The 17278-nt window shown below is 55.2% G+C and carries 14 protein-coding genes and 1 pseudogene; 1 reads left to right on the top strand and 14 read right to left on the bottom strand.

Features of this window, described 5'->3' with window-relative positions; translation table 11 throughout:
• Positions 1-13: 13 nt before the first annotated feature.
• From MCM46_11890 to MCM46_11840, 11 genes are all read right to left on the bottom strand, one after another.
• Complete coding sequence (locus MCM46_11890) at positions 14-655, bottom strand: NADH-quinone oxidoreductase subunit J (protein MCG3112506.1); 642 nt, start codon at positions 653-655, stop codon at positions 14-16.
• Positions 655-1206 (bottom strand): NADH-quinone oxidoreductase subunit NuoI, encoded by a 552-nt coding sequence (gene nuoI, locus MCM46_11885; GenBank protein MCG3112505.1) that lies wholly within the window; start codon positions 1204-1206, stop codon positions 655-657. Before nuoI ends, MCM46_11890 begins: the two co-directional genes overlap by 1 nt.
• 8 nt (positions 1207-1214) lie before the next feature.
• Positions 1215-2225: an NADH-quinone oxidoreductase subunit NuoH gene (gene nuoH / locus MCM46_11880; GenBank protein ID MCG3112504.1), complete on the bottom strand. Its 1011-nt coding sequence runs from the start codon at positions 2223-2225 to the stop codon at positions 1215-1217.
• A 62-nt stretch (positions 2226-2287) separates the two neighbouring features.
• Positions 2288-4867 carry an NADH-quinone oxidoreductase subunit NuoG gene (nuoG, locus tag MCM46_11875; GenBank protein MCG3112503.1) on the bottom strand — a complete coding sequence of 860 codons (2580 nt, stop codon included), beginning with the start codon at positions 4865-4867 and terminating at the stop codon, positions 2288-2290.
• Positions 4867-6174, bottom strand: a complete 1308-nt coding sequence (gene nuoF, locus MCM46_11870) for an NADH-quinone oxidoreductase subunit NuoF (GenBank protein MCG3112502.1) — start codon at positions 6172-6174, stop codon at positions 4867-4869. Before nuoF ends, nuoG begins: the two co-directional genes overlap by 1 nt.
• On the bottom strand, positions 6174-6713 hold the full coding sequence (nuoE, locus tag MCM46_11865) for an NADH-quinone oxidoreductase subunit NuoE (GenBank protein ID MCG3112501.1): 540 nt from the start codon (positions 6711-6713) through the stop codon (positions 6174-6176). Before nuoE ends, nuoF begins: the two co-directional genes overlap by 1 nt.
• 29 nt (positions 6714-6742) lie before the next feature.
• A complete protein-coding gene (nuoD, locus tag MCM46_11860; protein MCG3112500.1) occupies positions 6743-8020 on the bottom strand; it encodes an NADH dehydrogenase (quinone) subunit D in 1278 nt (425 codons plus the stop codon).
• Between the two features lie 56 nt (positions 8021-8076).
• Complete coding sequence (locus tag MCM46_11855; protein MCG3112499.1) at positions 8077-8565, bottom strand: NADH-quinone oxidoreductase subunit C; 489 nt, start codon at positions 8563-8565, stop codon at positions 8077-8079.
• 67 nt (positions 8566-8632) lie between these two features.
• Positions 8633-9112 (bottom strand): NADH-quinone oxidoreductase subunit B, encoded by a 480-nt coding sequence (locus MCM46_11850; GenBank protein ID MCG3112498.1) that lies wholly within the window; start codon positions 9110-9112, stop codon positions 8633-8635.
• A complete protein-coding gene (gene ndhC / locus MCM46_11845) occupies positions 9103-9474 on the bottom strand; it encodes an NADH-quinone oxidoreductase subunit A (GenBank protein MCG3112497.1) in 372 nt (123 codons plus the stop codon). The genes MCM46_11850 and ndhC overlap by 10 nt, the downstream gene beginning before the upstream one ends.
• A gap of 33 nt (positions 9475-9507) precedes the next feature.
• The gene (locus MCM46_11840; protein MCG3112496.1) at positions 9508-10680 is read right to left on the bottom strand and encodes an SAM-dependent methyltransferase; all 1173 of its coding nucleotides are present in this window, start codon (positions 10678-10680) and stop codon (positions 9508-9510) included.
• A 142-nt stretch (positions 10681-10822) separates the two neighbouring features.
• On the opposite strand from MCM46_11840, the gene MCM46_11835 reads away from it, so the two are divergent.
• Positions 10823-13408, top strand: a complete 2586-nt coding sequence (locus MCM46_11835; GenBank protein MCG3112495.1) for a BamA/TamA family outer membrane protein — start codon at positions 10823-10825, stop codon at positions 13406-13408.
• Between the two features lie 106 nt (positions 13409-13514).
• Here the strand turns inward: MCM46_11835 and MCM46_11830 are convergent, their stop codons facing one another.
• From MCM46_11830 to secA, 3 genes and pseudogenes are all read right to left on the bottom strand, one after another.
• Positions 13515-14648 (bottom strand): sensor domain-containing diguanylate cyclase, encoded by a 1134-nt coding sequence (locus MCM46_11830; protein ID MCG3112494.1) that lies wholly within the window; start codon positions 14646-14648, stop codon positions 13515-13517.
• A gap of 2 nt (positions 14649-14650) precedes the next feature.
• A complete protein-coding gene (locus tag MCM46_11825; GenBank protein MCG3112493.1) occupies positions 14651-14770 on the bottom strand; it encodes an SEC-C domain-containing protein in 120 nt (39 codons plus the stop codon).
• A 117-nt stretch (positions 14771-14887) separates the two neighbouring features.
• Positions 14888-17236: pseudogene (gene secA, locus MCM46_11820) on the bottom strand (preprotein translocase subunit SecA).
• Between the last annotated feature and the right edge of the window lie 42 nt (positions 17237-17278).

Here is a 17278-nt window from a genome sequence, read left to right as displayed (position 1 = left end):
GTTTCAGCGACTTCTATCCTTCATTCACAATGCGGCGCGCTTGAACGGTCAGAGATTCATCCTCCTTCACCGTTTCACGAGAGGAGGACGATTGGGCGTGGACGGCTTTCCCGTTTTCCGCCATTCCATTGGATGCAGATTTCTTCTGAGGAGCGCCTCGCCTTCCCGCAAGAAGAATGGCGCCGAACATCGCGACCAGCAAGATAAATGAAGCGATTTCAAACGGGAAAATAAAGTCGGTGTAAAGGACCTTTCCAATCGACTGGGTATGCCCGGCCGCTCTCACCGACTCAACCGTAAAGGTCCCCTTCTGGGCGATGAGCTCGGTCTTGAAGGCAGCCAAAAACATCAGGCCGAGAATAACCCCTCCCAGAAAGATCCCCACCGGGAGCTGTCGGTGGAGATAAAATCGTTCCTGCTTGGGATTAAAGAGCATCAGGACGAAAAGATAGAGAACGAGAATGGCCCCCGCATAGACGATAATCTGGACCGCCGCAATAAACTCGGCGTTTAAAAGAACATAAATACCGGCGACATGAATAAAAGTCACCAGAAGGGCCAGGGCGCTGTAGATGAGGCTCGGCGACGCCACCGCCACAATCGCACCGGCCAGAATCATTGCCGCAAAATAAAGGAAGAGAAGTTGCGCCGTCACTAAGCCGCCCCCTTCTTTGCGGTCGGGAATCCTTCTTCCTTCACCTGATTGAAGAAGGCCAGCCGCTCTTCGGTATACTTCGGACGCTTCTGGCGGTTCGGGAAATATTTATCCCCCAGCACCAGCATCATCTCTTTGTCCATGATCAGGCTTCGCTTGTTGCCGGTCGCCATTTCATACTCTTTGCTCGACGCCAGCGCGTCGACCGGACAGGCCTGGACGCAGAAACCGCAGAAGACACATTTCGTCACATCGAGGATATATTGTTTCGCATAACGCTTTTGCGGCATATCCTCCCGCTCGGCGCTCTCCACCGTGATGCAGTGCGAGGGGCAGGCCGCTTCGCAGAGGGCGCAGCCGACGCACTTCTCGGTCATGTCGTCGTAGCGGAGGTGGACGATCACCCCCCGGTAGCCGTCGGGTAGATTCCGCTTTTGGTGCGGATACTGATTGGTGATCGGCTTCACGAACATATGTTTGAAGGTCAAGCCGAGTCCTTTTGCGATCTCCGCAAACGACACCTTCTTAACCCAGTCGACTAAATTAGGCATGATTCCCTCTAGCGATTAAGGAAATAAACAACTGTCGATGTCACCAAAATATTCGCCAAGGACAACGGAAGCATAATCTTCCAACCGAATGCCATCAGCTGATCGAAGCGGAGGCGTGGCACCGTCGCGCGAAGCCAGATGTAAAAGAAGAGGAAGAGATAGACCTTGCCGATAAACCAGACGACCGGCGGGATAAACTCCAAAAACGGGAGCGGCGCGTGCCAGCCGCCGAGGAACGCCACCGTCGCAATACAGGAGACCAGAATCATGTTGGCATATTCGGCCAGGAAGAAAAAGGCGAAGCGCATCCCGGAATATTCGGTAAAAAAGCCGGCGACCAACTCGCTCTCCGCTTCCGGCAGGTCGAACGGAAGCCGGTTCGTTTCCGCGATGGCGCAGATCAGGTAGATCACGAAGGCGATCGGCTGGACGATGATGAACCACTTCCAGAAGCCTCCCCCCTGCGCCTCGGTCATCTTCACCATCGAAAGCGACTGGGAAAGCAGGATCGGACCGACCAGCGCCAATCCGAGCGACAGCTCGTAGCTGATCACCTGCGCCGCCGAGCGAAGTCCACCGAGGAGCGAGTATTTGCTGTTGGAAGCCCACCCGCCGAGCAAGATGCCATAGGCGCCGAGCGAAGCAAAGGCCAGGATGTAGAGGATGCCGACGTTGATGTCGGTGATCACCGGTTTCAATTCAAGCGGGCCGATATGAAGGCTGTCTCTTCCGAACGGAACCACGGCAAACCCGATGAGCGCCGGAATGAGGACAAGAATCGGAGCCGCCGAGAAGATAATTTTATTGGCGCCGGCGGGGATAATATCTTCTTTGAAGAAGAGCTTCAAGCCGTCGGCGATCGGCTGCAGCAATCCGTGGGGGCCGACCTCCATTGGTCCCAAGCGATCCTGCATATCGCCCAAAACCTTCCGCTCAAGATAGGTCAAATAAGCCACATGCAGCAGGACCACCCCGAGCACGCCGCCGATCTGAACCAGAATGACGACCAATTTTAACATTACATCCATGTTTTTATATGACCTATACGACTTATAGGTCCTATCGGACCTATAGAATTAAATTATTTTACCGAGACCGACACCTTCGAGAGGGTGACTCTTCCCCGTTCGGTGTAGAGGGCCCGTGTTTTCGGGTCTGTCGACACAGGAAGCAGCCGCTTGATCTCCATCCCGAAATGCTCCGGGAAGAGGAGCGTTCCGATTGCCACCTTCTTGCTTAATTTCACAGGCGCCTGGACCGCCGCTTCCCCGCCGTCGGCGGAAATCTCGACGACCTCTCCATCCTCCAGACCCAACCGCTCCCCGTCGTCGGGATGCATCAACACCGCCTCTTTCGGGAAGAGCCCCAAAAGTCCGCCGGCATAGGTCGACATTTTCCCCGAATGGAAGAGAATCTGGCCGATTTGAAGATCGAAATGCCCGTTCGTCGCTGAAGGGGCCGGAGCCGACAGCCGCCGGGTCGCTCCCTGCGCATGCGCCGAAATTCTGGCGGCCACCCCTTCCGGTGAAGAAGACGGCCATCCGGCCGGCAGGGCCATGACGATCTCTTTCCAGATCGCATCGGCATCTTTGTAATTAAACGACTCTGCTCCCCCAAACTTCTTTCCGAGAAGGGAGAAGATCTCCCAATCGGGCTTCGCGTTCCCGAGCGGCTCGATCGCTTTCCGAACCTTCTGGATCTCCCCTTCATGGTTGGTGAAGCGACCCTCTTTTTCGGCGTAGCTCGTCGCCGGGAGGACGATGTGCGCCAGCGCCGTCGTCTCATTCGGGAAGAGCTCCTGGCAGATCAACAGATCGAGCTTACGCAGCGCCTCTTCCACCTTTTTCTGGGGAAGCGACCGAAGCGGGTTCTCTCCGACCAGATAGAGCGCCTTGATCTCTCCCCGCGCCGCCGCATCGATCATTTCGCTGAGGGTCAGACCGCCGGAGGTCGGCGTTAAACCGGGAAGGTATTCGGTGACACCCCCCATCTCAACCGCCCCCTGCGCGTTGTTCTCCTTCGCCAGGGCAAGGATGCCTGCACCGGGCTTGTTGACCTGTCCGGCCAAGATCGCCAACTCGGCGAGCGCCACCACATTCTGATAGCCGTTCTCGCTTCGGGTGATCGCCCGGCCGAAGAGCAACACCCCGCGCTTCGCCCCGGCATAAAGTGCCGCTGCGGCCTTGTAAGCCGATTCGGAAACGCCAGTGGCCGCCTCGATCTGTGCGAAAGAAACTGCGGCCGCCGACTGCTTCATCTTCTCGATAAAGGGGGCGGGCGCGGAAAGAGGGGCACTTCCTTCGACCAGCGCCTTGGTCAGCCCAAGAATCGCCGTTCCCTCGCTCCCCATTTTGATCTGAAGATGCTGCGCCGCCAACCGCGGCAGGTGGCTTCGATAAGCATCGCTCTGCCGGTTGAAGGCATCGACCGCGATCACCTTCGCTCCCCGCTTCTTGATCGCCTCCTTCACTTTGAGGCCGGTAATCGGATTCGACTCGGTCAACTCCCCGGCAAAGGCGAGGAGAACGTCGGCTTCGACGATGTCTTCATACCGCGCCAGCCGTGTGGTCCCGAAAACATCGTTGAGGCCGGCGACGGCATTGATGTGGCCGTAGCGGGCGCCGCTGTCGATGTTCGGAGTTCCAATGACCTTGCGCATCAGTTTCTGGAAGAGGTAAATCTCTTCATTGGTGCAATGGGGCGAAATCATCCCGCCGATCGCTTGCGGTCCGTATTGGGCTTTGATGTGCTTCAGACCGGCGACGATCTTGTCGGTCGCCCCTTCCCAGGTGGTCTGGAGCGGCCGACCTTGCACCCGGACGGTCGGACGGGTCAGACGATCGGGGTGATTGATCGTTCCATAACCGAAGAAGCCGCGGGCGCAGAGATCTCCTTCGTTTCGCCCGGTTCCCAACTCCGAGCTGACCCGCTTCACGTCGTCTTTCACCGCCTCAATCGTCATCAGACAGCCGTCGCCGCAGTAGTTGCAGATCGTCTCGGTCTTCTTGAGCTGCCAGGGGCGGTAGTCGTACATCGCCAGCCGGCTGGTCAAGGCGCCCACGGGGCAGATCTGGATGCAGCCGCCGCAGAATTCGCAATCGAGCTCGTGCTGGGCAAAAGCGCCGATTTGGTGGTAGGTGCTCCGGTCGATCGAGCCGAGCGCATTGGAGTCGATCACTTCATCGCAGTAGCGGACGCAGCGAAGGCAGGAGACACAGCGATTCATCTCCTTCTCGACCAGCGGCCCGAAATAGGTCTTCTCGAAGACCCGCTTCTCCTCGGTGAACCGGCTCGTGGTCGGGGAGTAGGCGTGGGCGAAATCTTGAAGCTGGCATTCTCCCCCTTGATCGCACTCGGGACAGTCGAGGGGATGATTGCCAAGGAGAAATTCCATCACGCCGAACTGCGCATCCTTCACCCGGTCGGAGACCGATGAGACGACCATCCCCTCCGTCGCGGGGGTGCTGCAGGAGGTCTGCAGCTTCGGCATCTTCTCCACTTCCACCAGGCACATCCGGCAGTTGGCATCGGGCTTCAGCTTCGGGTGATAGCAGAAATGAGGGATCTCGATCCCCGCGCGCTTGGCCGCCTCGATCAGGAGGGTCCCCTTTTCGACCTCGATTTCGACGCCGTTAAATTTGATTTTAATTAAATTGCTCATTAATGACCCCCCGCCATCGCCAGTACCACGTTGGGACGGAACGGACAGCGCCGCTCTTGGATGTGGGTCTCGTATTCTTCCCTAAAATGTTTCAACGTGGAGAGGGCCGGCGCGACTTCCGCGTCGCCGAAGGCGCAGACGGTCCGCCCCTCGATCCGCTTGGAGAGGCTGACCAGCAGATCGAGGTCTTCCATCCGCCCCTGACCATATTCAATCCGCTGCAGAATCTTCAGCAACCAGGCGCTCCCCTCGCGGCAGGGGGTGCACTTGCCGCACGACTCATGATGGAAGAACTCCATCAGGTTCATCGCCGCCCAGACCATGCAGGTATCTTCATCCATCACCGTGACCGCCCCCGATCCGAGCATCGAGCCGGCCTGCGCGATCGATTCAAAATCCATCTTCACATCAAGATGGGCCTGTGTCAAAAACGGCGCCGAGGCCCCCCCGGGGATGATCGCCTTCAACTGTTTATTGCCCCGCATTCCCCCGGCATGCTCGTAGATCATCTCGCGGAGGGTAATCCCCATCGGAACTTCATAATTGCCGGGCCGGTTGACATGGCCGCTGACGCAGAAGACCCGCATGCCGGCGCTCTTCGGGGTGCCGAGAGCGGCGAACCACTCCGGCCCGCGATTGATGATGTAGGGAATGTTCGCCAGGGTTTCGACGTTGTTAACCACCGTCGGCTTTTGATAAAGTCCATGCGTCGCGGGAAAAGGCGGCTTGGTTCTCGGCTTCCCCCGCTTTCCCTCGATCGACTCCAGCAGCGCCGTCTCCTCGCCGCAGATATAGGCGCCGGCGCCGCGGTGCAGGACGACGTCGAGATCGAACCCGGTCCCGAAGATGTTCTTTCCGAAAAGGTTCGCTTCGTACGCCTCTTCGATCGCCCGTTGGATGATCTCCGCCCCTAAATCAAATTCTCCGCGGATGTAGACATATGCATTGTGAGAGCCGATCGCGTAGCAGGCGATCCCGATTCCTTCCAGCATCTGATGCGGGTCGTTTTCAATCAATTGCCGATCTTTGTACGTTCCCGGCTCGCTCTCGTCGGCGTTGCAGCAGAGATACTTCGGTCCCGGATGGTCCTTCGGAATAAAGCTCCACTTCATCCCCGTCGGGAACCCGGCCCCCCCTCTTCCCCGCAGCCCCGACTTCTTGACCATCTCGATGACTTCCGCCGGGGGAATTCCTTTGAGGACCTTCTCGAAGGCGGTGTAGCCGCCGGTCTTCCGGTATTCATCGAGCGTACCGGTGTAGCCGGGCTGGGACATGTTTTTCAATAACACCAGTTCGTATTTCGGCATCAGGCCTTTCCTCCTAGCACCGGCAGCTGGAACGGCCCGGAGGCCATGGCACTTTTTCCCTCCCGCTTGAGATCATCCAAGATCCGGTCGACCTTCTCGGCGGTCAGGTTTTCATAATAGCGGTTGTTGATCTGGACCATCGGAGCGGTTCCGCACGAGGCGAGGCATTCAACCAACTTGAGGCTGAAGAGGCCGTCCGGGGTGGTCTCGCCGATCCGGATTCCAAGGCGGCTTTGAAGGTGTTCGATGATCTGCCCCGCACCAACCAGCGCGCAGGAGAGGGTTTTGCAAACCTGGATAACATGTTTGCCGACCGGCTTGAGATTATAGAGGGTATAGAAGGTCGCGACATCGTAGACCTGGACCGGCGTCAATTCCAGGAGCTCGGCGACATCGACCATCGCCGCCTCAGAAAGATAGCCAACCTCTTTCTGAGCGATATGAAGCGCAGAAAGGAGAACCGATCGCTTGTCGGGATATTTTGGAAACTCCGCTTCGATGGCTGCTTTGGCTTTATCGGATAAAACTTTGAGTCTCATGTTCTTTGTTTCCCTTTACTCAAACGACCTTACCTGTCGCATTCTCCCATCACGATGTCGTAGGTTCCGAAGATCGTGACGATGTCGGCGATCATATAACCCCGCGCCATGTGATCGAAGGCGCCCATATGAATGAACGACGGCGGACGAATGCGTAGACGATACGGCTTGTTCCCCCCCAGGCTCCGGATATAAAAGCCGAGCTCTCCCTTCGGGGCTTCCGTCCCGCAGTAGACCTCCCCTTCCGGCACGTCGAATCCGCGGGTGGCGATCATAAAATGGTGGATGAGACTTTCCATATCGGTCATAACCTTGTCGCGCGGAGGATAGGTGATCGTCGGGAGATTGGCGATGATCGGCCCCTGCGGGAGCTGGTCGAGACACTGCTTGACGATCTTCGCGCTCTGCCGCATCTCCTCGACGCGGATCCAGTAACGGTCATAGGTGTCGCCGTTTTTCCCGAGCGGAACTTCCCACTCCACCTTGTCGTAAACCCCGTACGGCTCAGCCTTCCGGATATCGTAACTGACCCCCGATCCCCGGAGCACCGGGCCGGTGAGGCCGAAGTTGATTGCATCTTCCGCCGAGATGACGGCGATGTTCTTGGTTCGGGCGATCCAGATCCGATTGGTCTCAAGGAGGGTATTGTACTCGACCACTTTCTCCGGAAAGGTCTCCAGGAACTTGTAGAGCCGATCGATGATCTCCGGGGTGAAATCGCGGTCGACCCCGCCGACACGATAGTAGCTCATCGTGAGGCGTGCGCCGCAGATCAATTCAAAGAGATCGAGCAGAACCTCCCGCTCGCGGAAGGTATAGAAGAAGACGGTCATCGCGCCGATATCGAGCGCCTGTGTTCCCAGCCAGAAGAGATGGCCGGCGAGCCGCTGCACTTCGGCGACGATCGTCCGGATATACTCCGCCCGCTCCGGCACCTGCACCTGGAGGAGCTTCTCGACCGTCCGGACGAAGGCATAGTTGTTGGTCATGGCGCAGACGTAATCGAGCCGGTCGGTCAAGGGGATGATCTGGGGATAGGTCGAATTCTCGGAGAGTTTCTCGACGCCCCGATGGAGGTAGCCGAGATGAGGGGTCGCCTTGACGATCGTCTCCCCTTCGAGATCGAGGACAATCCGGAGCACCCCATGGGTGGAAGGATGCTGCGGCCCCATGTTAAGGAGCATGTCTTCGACCCGCTTCACCCCCTTTTCGGGAACGAGAACCTGATCGAAATCGTCGTCGTCATCATACCGGATGATTTCGGGGGGGGCGGCTTCCATCTTCTTTTTCTGATCAAGCTCTTCCATTACTACCCTAAAATAGCCCGCTTCTATCGCAACGGGCCGAATACCGATTGTTCTGTTTATGAGGGCATAAACTCAAAGGTGTCCCGCCATCCTTTTCCCTCCACCGGAAAATCTTTTCGAAGGGGGAAACCTTCATCGTAATCTTCGGTCATTAGGATGCGGCGGAGGTCGGGATGGTTGTTGAAGACGATCCCCATCATGTCATAAACCTCCCGCTCCATAAAATTCGCCCCCTGCCAGATGCCGGTGACCGAATCGATCGTGCAGTCCTCTTCGGGGACACGGGCCTTGATCCGGATGCGGTGGTTCCGCTGAATCGAATAAAATTGATAGATCATCTCGAACCGAAGCTCTTCGTTCGGAAAGTCGACCGAGCAGATATCGGTGATCATGTCGAAGGAAAGGGCCGGATCGTCGTGAAGAAACCGGCAAATCGCGACGATCTTCTCCCGCTTGACCGAAACGGACACCTCCCCGAGGGCCTCGATCGACCCGACGAAGGCGTCGGGAAATTTCTCCTGAATTTTTTGGGCAATCGGATGCATAATAACGGCTCTGTAGGGTGTAAACCGAGCGGCCCCTGACGATCTCAGGCGCGCCACCGGCACGCTTCTACTTGGTAAAGACTTTTTGTTCCATGATTTTTTCCTGAAGCCGTAAGATTCCTGCAAAGAGGGCCTCAGGACGTGGCGGGCATCCTGGCACGTAGATATCAACCGGAACGAAGCGATCGACCCCCTGCACCACGCTGTAGCTGTTGTAAATGTTCCCCGATGTGGCGCAGGAGCCCATCGAAATCACATAACGCGGCTCCGGCATCTGGTCGTAAATTCTCCGGATCACCGGAGCCATCTTACGGCAGACCGTTCCCGCGACAATCATCAGGTCCGACTGCCGAGGGGAGGCCCGAAAAACACCGGCCCCGAATCGGTCGATATCATATCGAGAGGAAACGGAGGCGATCATTTCAATCGCACAACACGCAAGCCCGAACGTCATCGGCCATAAGGCCGATTTGCGAGCCCAGTTCACCAACGAATCGAGCGAGGCGGTCACAATATTCGACTCGAACTGCCGATCCATCAATCCCATTCCAGGGCTCCTTTTTTCCAAGCGTAAAAGTAACCGACAAACAAAATCGAAAGAAATAAAACCATTTCTACAAGGGCAAAAAGACCGAGCTGTTGGAAGGCCACCGCCCACGGATAGAGGAAAACCACCTCGATGTCGAAGATCACGAAGAGCATGGCGATCATATAATAACGAAGAGGAAACATCTGACGCGCATCAGTCAGCGGATGGATGCCGCTCTCATACGCGTAGAGTTTTTCTTTATAAGGGTTGCTGGGACGAACGAGGTATCCGACTAAAATGGTGACCGCGCCGAAGCCGAAAGCAATGGCGATAAAGACAACAATGGGAAGGTAATTGGCCGGTAAAAGATCGGTCGACACCGTCGTCTGAAACCTCCAAAAAGACAGCAGGTTTCACATCATAAAGAAGAAAAAAATTAATGTCAAGAGCTTAAAAAAAGGTTTAAATTGGAGTCCGTCCAATGAAGGCCCGGGTGGGATATTTTTCCCCTGAATTAAGATTTTGAAGACCCGTCCCATCCGTTCCGGGGCCATCAACTGCTTCATTGCGAGGAACTCTTTCTTGGCCTTTTCCGACCGATCCATCTCCATCGCGTACGGCTCCATTCGCTGTGCAATTCCGAGCCCCATGAGAAAATGGGTTTGATCGGTGAATCCGATCACGGAGAGCCCGGCCTCCTCTCCCGCTTTGGCCAGCGAAGTAAAATCAATGTGGGCGGTCATATCTTGCTCCCCCACATGATCGTAAGGATTCTCGTTGGTTGCATGCCGGTAATAACAGAGGAAGGTTCCCTGGGGGCGGCGGGAAGTATAAAGCATTTCCGCCGGATAGCCGTAATCGATTGTGACGACATACCCCCGCGCCAGCGATTGTCCGACCTGGCGCATCCAATCGACCGCTTGGAGATTGATTTCGATTTCGGTCGGTCGATCAAACTGGACTTCGATCTTTTTAAGATAATCGAGAAGCCTCGGCGTGGAGGGGGGGCCGAGTGTTTCGACAAACCGGTCGCCCTTCCAGTCGACATAGATCTCCTGAACCGATTGTTGCTCGACCCGAAGACGATGGACCGGCATCGCATCGAGCAGTTCGTTCGAGAAGAGGAGACCCACGAGCCGATCGGGGATTTCATTTTCCCATCGAACCTGATTCGGGAAAGAGGAATTCAATCGCTCCCTCTGCCGTTCTCTGAGCGCGGGGCTTTTTTCGATGATGATATATTTCAGGCGGCTGAAAAAGGGGGGGGATTCTCTCTGAAAATAGCTGAGAATATCGAAGCAGAGGCTTCCCTTTCCGGCCCCCATTTCGACCAGCATATAACCCGATTCACCCTCACCGAGGGGGAGGAGCATCTGATGGAATTGCTTGGCAAGAAGTTCCCCGAAAATGGGGTGGACCGAACTGCTCGTGTAATAATCTCCTTGGGGACCGATCTTCTCGCCGGGAGAAGTGTAGTAGCCGAAGACAGGGTGATAAAGGGCCTCCTCCATGAAGCGGGAAAACGGGATCGGCCCCTGTTTCACGATTTCTTCACGAAGGAAGGCAATCAATTCGGGTTTCGACATGGTCCTTACTCTACCGAAACGAGCCGGAAGAATCAATAAGTCCGGTTTCGTTTCCGTCAGGGGCTGGCGATACAACCACAAATCGCATATACTGCAAGCGTTTCGATTCATCGCCTCGTAGAAAAATGTTATAATGGCTTAAATGATCATTCTATTATTCCCCCTTCTCCTGCTCATCGCGAACCCCGCCCACGCTTCGGCATCTACCCCTCGATACGATATTGTAGCCGCCTATTCCGAGGAAGAGCACCGCATCTACGGCTCGGAGAAAATCGCCTTCACGAACACCGGCGACGAACCTCTCTCGGAGCTTTACCTCTTTCTTTATCCGAACCTCTATCTTGAAAGAGATCCGGACATCGATCAAAATCTATATAAGCGGGCCTACCCGGTCGATTTTAATCCGGGGGAGCAGATCATCACCTCCGTCCAAGACTTGAAAGGTCAAAACCTCCCCTATTTCCCGGAGCTTTTTAAAAAACGGATTCTGATGAAGATCCGCCTCCCGACCCCGATTCCTCCCCAGGAGACATTCGAGTTTCTGGTTCATTTCATTACTGTGATTCCGCAGAAGTACGGCGTCTTCGGTTATCATTGGAATCTCGTCACGCTTCAAGGAGGTTGGCATCCCTATTTGCCGCAGTTCTCCGAAGGAAAGTGGGATTTTCTCCTTCCCCCTCCCATCAGCCGATTTCAAATCCGTCTCACCTTGAGTGAGCATCTTGATCTTCTTGCCTCTTCTCCGCCGGAATTCGAAAGCCGGGAGGGGGGGGATGTGACCTATTCATTACAGGCCGATCTCCTTCCTTACTTTTCACTCTCCATTGGAAAGAAGCTTGCCAAAAAAGAGAAAAAGATTGACCAGGTTGACCTTGTCTACCATTTCCTACCGCGAGATCGCGCCTATGCGAACCAGGTGATGAAGGCCGCCCGGAAGGCGGTCTCTCATTTTCTAGAACATTCCGGTCCGCTCCCTCCGACGCGACTGCAGATGGCCGAGGCCTACCTTTACCAAGATTTCGTCACTGCAGGCGCCAAGCTCCTCTTTTTGAACAACCGGCTTTTTAAAGTCTTTCCGTTGTTGAAACGGTTCCATGAAGCCAGCGTCGCCCGAGGGATTTTCCTCCTGCTTTGGCGAGAGAAGCTTCCCTGGGAAGAAGCTTGGCTCATTGAAGGAATGGCCGATCTTGAAATGGAAAGATTCCTTGAGAAAACATACGGGGACAAACCGAATCTTGAAAAGTGGCTTCGGCCGATCGGATTCATCCCCGTCATCGACGAAATTCTCTATTCAAAAGATCTTCCGTTTCGGCAAAGTTACTTTAAAGAGAAGGTGGCGCCGATCATGAACGAGGATATCCAGTTTTTCAATCACCCCCGTCCGGAAGGGACCGCGATCTTTTCCAAGCTGGAAAACCTCTTGGGCCACGAGACGATCAGAAGGGTCGTAGAGGATTATCGCAAGGAAATCCAAACGGGCGGGCAAACCCCTTTCAGAAAGGTTCTTTATCGCGCCTCCGGGCATACACACGACTGGTTTTTCGAGCAGTGGTTGATGTCGAATCCGGCGCTCGACTTTGGAATAGAGGAAATCGATCGAGAGCAGGTCGGAGAGGCTTACAAAACCACGATCACTCTTCGAAAACATGGGGAAGGGGTGGAGCCGGTGGAGATCCTCGCGATCGAAGAAAACGGCTCCAGAATTCCGCTTGTCTGGGAGGGGGATGGAGAGGTTCATCAGGAGGTTTTAATCACCCCGTCCCCGATCAGCGTGATCGAACTCGATCCGGACAAGAACTCCAGCGATCCGAATCGGTTGAACAACCGCGACCCGAAACTCTGGAAGATCCTTCTGAATCGGTACGGCGCCAGCTACGATGTCAACACGGGTCAACTGAGCTACAAGGCGGGGCTTCTCTTCCAGCCCGTTTATGACAGGGAGAATCGGATCGGATTCGATTTTTCTCACAAAGAGGAAGGAGACACCGCCCGGGTGGAGTTCAGCCACATCTTTAAGAACAACCACACCGTCACGGTCGGGCTTTCCTATCAAGGTCCGCAAGTGCCGAAAGACAAGCCGCCGGAGGACCGGGCGGGGACCGTTCACGTCGGCTACTCCCTCAGCTACCCGAATATCCCGCTTCTTGCCAACTTAAACATCCAGCGGCTGACGGGACGATTCCCCAAATTCAACATTAACCTCGGTTATGATCAACGTTTTACCGGGGGGAAATATGAAAATCTCTTCCAGGTCACCCTCGATCTGCGCCGCGTTTTCTCCTTCTCGAATTATCACGAATTCGCGGGGCGCTTTCTGATCGGCCAATCGTTCGGTTCGCTTTTCGAGAACAGCCGGTTTTTCTTAGGAGGAGATGAAGGGATGCGCGGTTTCACGCCGCTTCGATTCGAGGGGGATAATATCGCGCTGATTTCGGTGGAACACCGTTTCCCGCTCGTCTACGACAGCGACATCAACCTCGCCGGGCTGGCGTTAACCCATACCTTGCAGGGGGCGCTTTTCGCCGACACCGGCATGGTAACCGACTCCCACAACGTCTTTCAGTTCGACGAATACGAGGCCGATGTCGGCGCGGGGATTCGGTGGCATGTCGACACGCTGGGGTTCTATCCCATTATTTTCCGGTTTGATGTGGCGATCCCGATCGGCTCCACGATCAAGGCCGAAAAGAAACCCCATTATTACATCGCAGCGGGATTCCCGTTCTGAGCGGATCGTTCTTCGTTCAACGTCAAAAGTGAACCGTAAAAGAAACAAGACGGTTCATCGGCTGGCTTTACATTTAACGATTGACGAATAACATTTAACGATTTTTTCACGCCAGGAAGATCTTATCTCGCCCCATGACCTTTGCCTTGTACATCGCTTGGTCGGCGAGGCGGATCAGATCGGTCTTATTCTTGGCATGCTCCGGAAATCCGGCGATGCCGAAGCTGGCGGAAAGGTGAATGGAAAGTCCCTCCCGCTTTAGGAATTCATGGGTGCGAATGGCGTTTCGAACCCGATGGGCGATCCGGGAAGAGGTCTCCACGTTGGTCTCCGGAAGAACGACGACAAACTCGTCCCCTCCATACCGCGCGATGATATCGACCTCCCGAAGCGTCTTTCGGAGGATCTGGGCCACCTCGATCAAAACCTGACTTCCCATCAGGTGGCCGTATTGATCATTAACCAATTTGAAATGATCCATATCGAGGAAGATCAGCGAGATACACGAGCCATAGCGCTGGCATCGCTTGATCTCGATATCGAGCGTCTGATCCAAAAATCGGAAATTGTAGAGGCGGGTCAGGTCGTCGGTCGTTGCAAGATCGGACATCTTCTGGTAGAGCGAGGAGCGCTCGATCGCCAGGGCCGCCTGGTCGACCAACTTTAACAAAAGATCGAGATCGTTCTGATCAAACGCTCTTCGGTCCGACCGGTTGATCATCTGAATCACGCCGATCACTTTCCGTTTGCTGATGATCGGCACGGAGAGGACCGATTTCACTTTTGTATGAGGATAAAACTCACTTCGCTGGAATTGCGTCTCCTTGGAGAAATCGGTGATGAGCAGGGGAATTCCCTTCTCCGCGACCCAGCCGACCGGTCCCTCCCCCCATTTGTAACGAACCCCCTTGATCGACTTCGGATTGATCCCCTTCGTCAACTCGAAATAAAGTTCATCCTTCATCTCATCGCTCAAGAGAAGCGACCACGATTCGCCTCGGACCATTTTCTGAGCGGTGCTCATAATGACGCGGAGCATTTTCTTGAGTTCAAGGGTCGAGGTGAGGGCCTTCCCGACACTGATGAAATAGGCCAGCTCTCTCGTTTTTTGGCGGAGCTCTTGTTTTAGGCGGGCATTTTCTTGAGCCAGAAGGCGAAGAGGAGGATCATTTGAAATAGACGTTTTGCGTGAAATAGATGTTTTGCGGCCTGATCGGATTTCGGTGTTTCTTTTCTTCACACTTATCTTCCGTGGCACTTCTTATATTTTTTCCCGCTCCCGCAACTGCAGAGATCGTTCCTTCCGATCTTTTTCTCGGAACGTTGAACGGTCCGAACCGGCGCCGAATCTCCCCGGTTCATCTGCATCTCTTGCGCCTTGGGGAAAACCTGAGCGATCGGTTTCTTCTCCTCCCGCATCACTTGCACGCGCAGAAGATGCTCAATGGTATCCCGCTTGATCCGGTCGATCATTGCGGAGAACATTTCAAAACCCTCCCGCTTGTATTCGCTGAGAGGATCTTTCTGTCCATACCCGCGCAGGCCGATTCCTTCCTTCAGGTAGTCCATTCCAAGGAGATGATCTTTCCAATGGGTGTCGATCATCCGCAAAAAGATCTGCCGCTCCAGATGCCGCAATAGTTCGGACCCGATCTCCGATTCTTTTCGGCCGTAGGCCTCCTCCACCCGCCGGACGACTTCCTCTTTCAGAGCCTCTCTTCCAACGGAGGGCAGACCCAATTCGTCTTTGGTGAAGGGGAGATTAAACTGGTGAGAGAGGGTTTCCAGAAGGCCGTCGGTATCCCATTCCTCGGGATAGGCCCCCTCCGGGCAATAGAGCCCCAAGATCTCATCGACCTGCTCTTCTCTGATCTCCTTCAAGTCCTCTTTGACCTGTTCACCAAAGAGGACCTCCCTGCGGCGATTGTAGATGACGGTCCGCTGCTTGTTCATCACGTCGTCATATTCGAGCAGCTGTTTTCGAATGTCGAAGTTGTGCGATTCCACCCGTTTCTGGGCGTTCTCAATGGCGCGGGTGACCATCCGATGCTCGATCGGAACCCCCTCTTCCATTCCAAGACGGCCCATCAAGTTGGAGATCCGATCCGATCCGAAGATACGGAGAAGATCATCTTCCAGGGCAAGATAAAATCGTGAAGAGCCGGGATCACCCTGCCGTCCCGACCGGCCCCGCAGCTGATTATCGATCCGCCGCGACTCGTGCCGCTCCGTCCCGATGATGTGAAGCCCGCCCAAGGCGATGACCTCCTGTTTCTCGCTCTCGCATGTCTTCTTTATTTTTTCCTTCGCCGCTTCAAGGACCTGCGGCTCCGCGTCGGGATGTTGCGCATGATATTGCTTGAACAAGAATTCCGGATTGCCTCCGAGAAGGATGTCGGTCCCGCGTCCGGCCATGTTGGTCGCAATCGTCACGGCCCCTTTGCGCCCCGCCTGCGCGACGATTTCCGCCTCCTTCTCGTGATACTTCGCATTCAACACCGCGTGGGGAACCCCCTTCCGCTTCAACAGAGCGGATAGGCGCTCCGATTTCTCGATGGAGATCGTTCCCACCAAGGCGGGATGACCGGTCTTGTTCAACTCGATGATCTCCTCGACGATGGCATCGAATTTCTCCCGCTCGGTCCGATAGATGACATCGGAGAAGTCCTTCCGGATCATTTGTCGATTCGGCGGAATGATCAAGACCTCCAAATTATAAATTTTCGAGAACTCGGCCGCTTCCGTATCGGCCGTCCCCGTCATCCCGGCCAATTTCTTGTAAATGCGAAAATAATTCTGGAAAGTAATGGAAGCGAGGGTTTGATTCTCATTGGCGATCTTCACCCCCTCTTTCGCCTCCACCGCCTGGTGCAGGCCGTCGCTCCAACGACGGCCCGGCATCAAGCGACCGGTAAACTCATCGACAATGAGGACCTCGCCGTCCTTGACCACATAATCGACATCCGCCTTAAAAAGGGTATGCGCCTTCAGCGCCTGGAGCACATGGTGCACCAAAGACATGTTTGTGATGTCGTAGAGGTTGTCGACACCGAGCAGTTTTTCGACCTTGGCATTGCCCTCCTCGGTCAGGGTCGCCGTCTTCGACTTCTCTTCAATCGTATAATCTTTATCCTGTTTCAAAGAGGGGATGACCTGATTGACCCGATAGTAGAGGTCGGTTGAATCTTCAGACGGACCCGAGATGATCAGCGGGGTTCGCGCCTCGTCGATTAAGATGCTGTCGACCTCATCGACAATGGCATAATTCAATTCCCGCTGGACGAAACTCTGCGGGTCAAATTTCATATTGTCTCTGAGGTAATCAAATCCGAACTCGTTGTTGGTCCCATAAGTTACGTCCGATCCATAGGCGATCTGGCGTTCGCGGTCGGTCGAATCGTGCTGGATGGTTCCCACCGTCAGTCCGAGGAATCGATAAAGCTCGCCCATCCATTGCGAGTCTCTTCTCGCCAGATAGTCGTTCACCGTAATCACATGAACGCCGCGTCCCGTCAGCGCATTAAGATAAACGGGAAGCGTCGCGACCAACGTCTTCCCCTCCCCCGTCTTCATCTCGGCGATCTTCCCCTCGTGCAGGGCCATCCCTCCTACAATCTGTACGTCAAAATGGCGCATCCCGAGGACGCGTTTCGATCCCTCACGAACCACGGCAAAGGCTTCCGGCAGAATGGCTTCGAGTCGTTTGGATAATTCTTCGTTGGTCGGCGTCCCCTCCGCAAGTTGTTGACGGAAGGCGGCTGTTTTCTCACGGAGCCCATCGTCCGAGAGCGGGGAAATCGACTCCTCAAGCTCATTCACTTTGGCTACGACGGGCCAAAGCCGCTTGAGCTCCCGGTCATTTCTGCTCCC

Origin of the sequence: Candidatus Manganitrophus morganii, assembly GCA_021651055.1 — a bacterium.
Lineage (GTDB): Bacteria > Nitrospirota > Nitrospiria > SBBL01 > Manganitrophaceae > Manganitrophus > Manganitrophus morganii.
This window is presented reverse-complemented; position numbering and strand designations above follow the sequence as displayed.

Coding starts and splice junctions, on each gene's coding strand:
- nuoD (MCG3112500.1), bottom strand. CDS start 8,020: ATGGAAGAGCTTGATCAGAAAAAGAAGATGGAAGCCGCCCCCCCCGAA.
- MCM46_11825 (MCG3112493.1), bottom strand. CDS start 14,770: ATGAACCGGGGAGATTCGGCGCCGGTTCGGACCGTTCAACGTTCCGAG.
- nuoI (MCG3112505.1), bottom strand. CDS start 1,206: ATGCCTAATTTAGTCGACTGGGTTAAGAAGGTGTCGTTTGCGGAGATC.
- nuoH (MCG3112504.1), bottom strand. CDS start 2,225: ATGTTAAAATTGGTCGTCATTCTGGTTCAGATCGGCGGCGTGCTCGGG.
- MCM46_11850 (MCG3112498.1), bottom strand. CDS start 9,112: ATGGGATTGATGGATCGGCAGTTCGAGTCGAATATTGTGACCGCCTCG.
- MCM46_11835 (MCG3112495.1), top strand. CDS start 10,823: ATGATCATTCTATTATTCCCCCTTCTCCTGCTCATCGCGAACCCCGCC.
- MCM46_11855 (MCG3112499.1), bottom strand. CDS start 8,565: ATGCATCCGATTGCCCAAAAAATTCAGGAGAAATTTCCCGACGCCTTC.
- nuoG (MCG3112503.1), bottom strand. CDS start 4,867: ATGAGCAATTTAATTAAAATCAAATTTAACGGCGTCGAAATCGAGGTC.
- nuoF (MCG3112502.1), bottom strand. CDS start 6,174: ATGCCGAAATACGAACTGGTGTTATTGAAAAACATGTCCCAGCCCGGC.
- nuoE (MCG3112501.1), bottom strand. CDS start 6,713: ATGAGACTCAAAGTTTTATCCGATAAAGCCAAAGCAGCCATCGAAGCG.
- MCM46_11840 (MCG3112496.1), bottom strand. CDS start 10,680: ATGTCGAAACCCGAATTGATTGCCTTCCTTCGTGAAGAAATCGTGAAA.